Annotated in this window: 4 protein-coding genes and 2 pseudogenes; 1 reads left to right on the top strand and 5 read right to left on the bottom strand. The window is 26.8% G+C overall.

Annotation, left to right across the window (positions count from 1 at the left end):
* Positions 1-225 (top strand): annotated as a pseudogene (locus Q4E08_RS11455) (hypothetical protein); the annotation flags it as partial.
* Between the two features lie 217 nt (positions 226-442).
* Here the strand turns inward: Q4E08_RS11455 and Q4E08_RS11450 are convergent.
* The 5 genes and pseudogenes from Q4E08_RS11450 to Q4E08_RS11430 form a co-directional block, all read right to left on the bottom strand.
* Positions 443-1676 (bottom strand): annotated as a pseudogene (locus Q4E08_RS11450) (IS256 family transposase).
* A gap of 354 nt (positions 1677-2030) precedes the next feature.
* The gene (locus Q4E08_RS11445) at positions 2031-2378 is read right to left on the bottom strand and encodes a hypothetical protein (protein WP_303131073.1); all 348 of its coding nucleotides are present in this window, start codon (positions 2376-2378) and stop codon (positions 2031-2033) included.
* 147 nt (positions 2379-2525) lie between these two features.
* Entirely contained in the window at positions 2526-2717 is a 192-nt protein-coding gene (locus Q4E08_RS11440) for a hypothetical protein (RefSeq protein WP_037376846.1), read from the bottom strand.
* 185 nt (positions 2718-2902) lie between these two features.
* Entirely contained in the window at positions 2903-4141 is a 1239-nt protein-coding gene (locus Q4E08_RS11435) for a radical SAM protein (protein ID WP_303131068.1), read from the bottom strand.
* Between the two features lie 12 nt (positions 4142-4153).
* Positions 4154-4775: SPASM domain-containing protein (locus tag Q4E08_RS11430; RefSeq protein ID WP_303131067.1), on the bottom strand; the 622-nt coding region annotated here is incomplete at its 5' end.

The raw sequence follows: 4775 nt of genomic DNA, 5'->3' as shown, positions 1-4775 counted from the left end.
GAATATTATAGTGAACTTTCCGTCTACAAAATAGCTGCTAAAGAAATTTTAGAAAACTATAAAAAGCTACCCAACACAAAAAAAATACTATCAAACCTCGATGAATTGCAAGAAAAAAAGAACACCCTTATGCAAGAGTATTCTTTGAATAAAGAACAATTTTCTGACCTTGTTCAATATAGGAAAAACTATGAAAATTATTATGGAAAGGAAGTGGAGAGGTAGGACTGCTTAACTACCTCTTTTACATTTAGGGTCTGTAAATAATTTTGTGTATCAACCTAAATCCTGATAAAAGGGTAAGGGTTGATGCATTTTTTTATGTATCAATATTTGTCCATTTCTATAGGAATGGAACTTTTATTTATTTTACTTGGGCTTAATAAACTGTCAAATTTTCATGAAAATTTGCAGCCGATTTCATACTAAATTTTTATCTTAATTAAAACCTCCCTTCATAAAATATTGATAATTGGGATAAGATTTGATCCCAGCATCGTATTCTATATGTCCACTTACTTGAGGCATCTACCATTGCTAGATACAAGATTTTTTGTAGAGCATAGTCATTTGGAAATACGGTTTTATTTTTGGTCACTTTTCTTAGCTGCCTATTGAAGTTTTCCATAGCATTTTTTGTATATATCAGTTTTCTTATTCCTTCTGGATATTTAAAATATGTCGATAATTCTGTCCAGTTGTTTTTCCAAGAGCTTACACACATTGGATATTTTTTACCCCATTTTTCTTCAAAGACTACTAAATTTGTTAAAGCTAAGTCTTTTGTTGGTGCCTTGTATACTGCTTTTAGGTCTTTCATTATTTCTTTTATATCTTTGTATGACACATATTTTGTTGAGTTTCTTATCTGATGTATTATGCATTTTTGAATTTCTGCTCTTGGATATATTGCTTCTATAGCCTCACTAAATCCTGGTAGATTGTCTGTTGAGAAGATTAATACATCTTCTAATCCTCTTTCTTTTAGACCATTTAATACTAAAAGCCAGTATTCGCTTGATTCGTTTTCTCCAATCCATAGCACTAGTATTTCTTTAAAGCCTTCTAAGTTGTAGCCTGGGGCGATGTATACTGATTTTTTGACTACTATGTTGTTTTCTCTTACGTGGTAGTGTATAGCATCTAAAAAGACCATTGGATAGATTTTTTCTATTGGTCTATTTTTTCACTCTTCTATGGTTGGTAGTATTTTGTTGGTTATTTTACTTACCATTGTTTCTGATATGCCAAAACCATAAATATCTTTGATGTGAGATGATATGTCTCTTGTTGTCAGAGCCTGACCCAGCCAATAATATCCAACGAATGAAATGAGTTGATGATATTATTAGGCGAGGGTATTCCTTTGCCATACATTGATATTATTTGATTTTCTATGTTTGATATGTCTTTTTCATATTTCTTTAATGATTGTGGTTCAAATGTTCCTTCTCTATCTCTTGGTATGTTTAAATCTATATGTCCATATGACGATCTAACTCTTTTTTACTAGTACCATTTCTTGTATTTAATGATAGTGGTTTTTCTCCATATTCATAGTCTAAATGCTCATCTAATTCTATTTTTAAAAGTTCTTCCATTGTATCGCCTAAAAGATATTTTAGTGCTTCTTGAATATCTTGTGAACTTTTAGGCTGATATTCTTCAATTAACATTTTTGCTATTTTGCTTCTTTTTGTCCCTGGTCTTTTTCTTGGCATAAAAATTCCTCCTGATTAGTTTTCACTTACCCTAATCAGGAGGTTTCTATACACAAAATTTTACACAGTCTCGAAATAACAAATATTATTATGCCGAGTACAAATGTATATTTTTCTATATTTTTTAGCATCCTAATTGTCCTACAGTATTAAAATATGTCCTAATTGCCCATGCTACTTTAGCCATTGTTCCTGACATTTCGCCTTTATGTGAATCAATATAATCTACCAAGTCTTTATTACACTTACAATTTATTCTTAATGTTAATGACCATTTGTAGCATTGATCATGTCTTCTACAACCTTCATCTAGTACATCAGTAACTGGTTCATCTGAATCCTTTCAGCCATATAACCTGGTCCACAATAATTTCCCCATATTGGTAATCCAATAGAACGTAATCCATACGCTTTATTATCTGATTTTGAATAACTATCACTCACTGATTCCAATAATAATCCTTGTTCGATTAAATCTTGACTTTCATAATTTTCTTGTGCTTTTTCATAGTCAAAATATAATATATCTCCATCTACTACAATATACTTTTGGACATCTTTACCTATGTTTTCAATTTCTTCAAATTTAATATCTTCTTTACTATTTGCGTAAACATTAAATGGTTGTATTAATACTCCTAAAGAAAAAACAAACAATAGTGCTAATGATAAAATCGATAATTTTTTCTCATATTTTTCTCTTTTTTATATGTTTTAGATAGTTATTATGAAGAATAGAATCTACCCCGTAGGGTAGATTCTATTCTTCATAAATTTGTAATTCTCTTAATCCCAATATAGCAATTATCTGTCAGGATTAATAAATGAAGTTCCGAAAGGAAAACAATCTGTTACACAATGAAGTTGTACCTGTCCACAATCCTTTTCATATAAATTTACCACTTCTTCACTAGATTGATTCCTTAAACATTCTTCTTCCAACAAATCGTTTTCCAATAAATCGTTTCTTTCCACTACTTCTTTTTCATGTGTCATTGTCTTACCTCCTATCACATAAGTACACCTAATCTTATTCACATAAGATTTTATTCTGCCAAAGGTATTTAACTACCTTACAATATTATTATAATAATTAATATTTAAAAAGTCAAGCGTACTAGACCATAAATAATTATTTTTCACTATTAAATTTATATATTAATATTTACAAAAATTTAAGGTTAAACATTATTAATCCATTCTGGATTATTGTAACAAAACTCCAGATATTTTTTTAAGCTTTTTATGTTATCATGATTTGTCATTTTACAATCATAAATCAATAAATTAAAAACAATAAATGTTTTATTCATTTTACATCCTTCAATATCAATAGAATTAATTAATTCATCTGCTACACATGATCCTCCACAAAAATATCTAAATTTACAATCCTTGCACATAATTTTTTTGTCTACACATAGAAGTTCTTGATATTCTTTTGATTCTATTTTATTATTAATCTCATCAATAATATCATTGTATTTGTTAATCTTAAAAAAATCATCAAACGACTTATTACACATTCCTATGTCTCCATTCGGGAAAATAGTAACCATCTTCCCAAATGCATTACAAGATTTTCTTATTCTCGGATAATTAAACAATGAACCAACTACATTATCACAATTAAAATTATTATTCAGTATATATTCCAACATAATTATATACGTCTTAATTTTTTCTCTATATCGCATTATTTTCAAATTATTATCATATGCACTTCCAGAATTATTTATAAAGTTTAAAATAAACTTTATATTTTTTTTGAAAATTAAATTTAATATATCTAAATTTTCATTTATAGTTCTATCAATTGTCAACGTAGTTACAAAATCTATGCCTTTTTTTGTAATCATTTCAATCTTATCTTCTAATTTAGATATATCTTTATAATGCCCTACACTCATTTCAATTCCATCAATTAATTTAACTAATTTAGAGAAGTACTCTTCCGTAATAAGTGTACCATTCGTTTGCAAATAAATTTTAGATGATATATTATTATTAAATTTTATTAATTTTAAAATATCTAATAAATCGCTATTTTTGGTAGGTTCTCCTCCTGTAATAATTATTTTTCTAGGATTTATTTTTTCAATAGACCCGATTATAGTATCCATATCTAATAGATTAATTGAATTTACTTTTCTTTCTAATAGATTTGATCGCATCGAACAAAATCTACAATTCAAATTACAATCGTCATTTGTTATAAGATATAGAGAATTGAACTTTTTTCTTTTGGAATTTATATTCTGATATTTTTGTTTTTGTTTTTTTATAATATTTTTTATATACTCTGAATCTAAGATATCTTTATTACTATTTTTTTCGGCCCTAATACTAATATAAAATTCTTCTTCTAAATTTAAATAAAAAATTCTATCTAATAAATTAAATACTTGAACAGATTCCATTTAATCCTCCTATTAATTTATTTGTAAATACTTATCAAACATTTCAAATAAGGTCTTTGTTATATAGCAATAAAGTTTTTCAGGCTCATCTATATCCCCATTCATTATAATATTATTTGAAATACATCCTCTTGCACTACATTTGTTAAGATATTTACAACTTAAACACTTCTTATTTTTTGTTTCATTAAACTTAACTATCTCCGTAATTTTCATAAAATTTTTTTCATGTTTACAATTTCCTAATTTTAAATTCGGTGCTTCTTTGCAAGGATAAATACTTCCATCAGCACTCATATATATGCTATTTATTCCAGCTTTACAAGAAAAAAATTTACAGCCATAGTAATAATTAGATAATAGTTTCTCCATAAAAATAAACTTCGTGTTATCTTTATCTTGTCTATTATTTAGATAATAATATGAAATATTTTTTAATTGATTTTTCAATATTTTCAGATCACTATCTTCCCATTTGTCATATATATTAAAACCTGTCTCTATTATTTTAAATCCTATGCTAGATAAATGTTGTAAACTATCAAAAAATTTATGAACGTTATTTATTGTAACTACATTAGTGCATGTGATTTTTTTTAAACTTAATTCTTCATATCTGCTTAATAAGTCTATT

It is taken from the genome of Clostridium sp., from assembly GCF_030532265.1.
Classification (GTDB): domain Bacteria; phylum Bacillota; class Clostridia; order Clostridiales; family Clostridiaceae; genus Clostridium.
This window is presented reverse-complemented; position numbering and strand designations above follow the sequence as displayed.

Excerpts from the sequence above, each read along its gene's own strand:
- Q4E08_RS11440 (WP_037376846.1), bottom strand. The coding sequence starts at position 2,717 with ATGACACATGAAAAAGAAGTAGTGGAAAGAAACGATTTATTGGAAAAC.
- Q4E08_RS11435 (WP_303131068.1), bottom strand. The coding sequence starts at position 4,141 with ATGGAATCTGTTCAAGTATTTAATTTATTAGATAGAATTTTTTATTTA.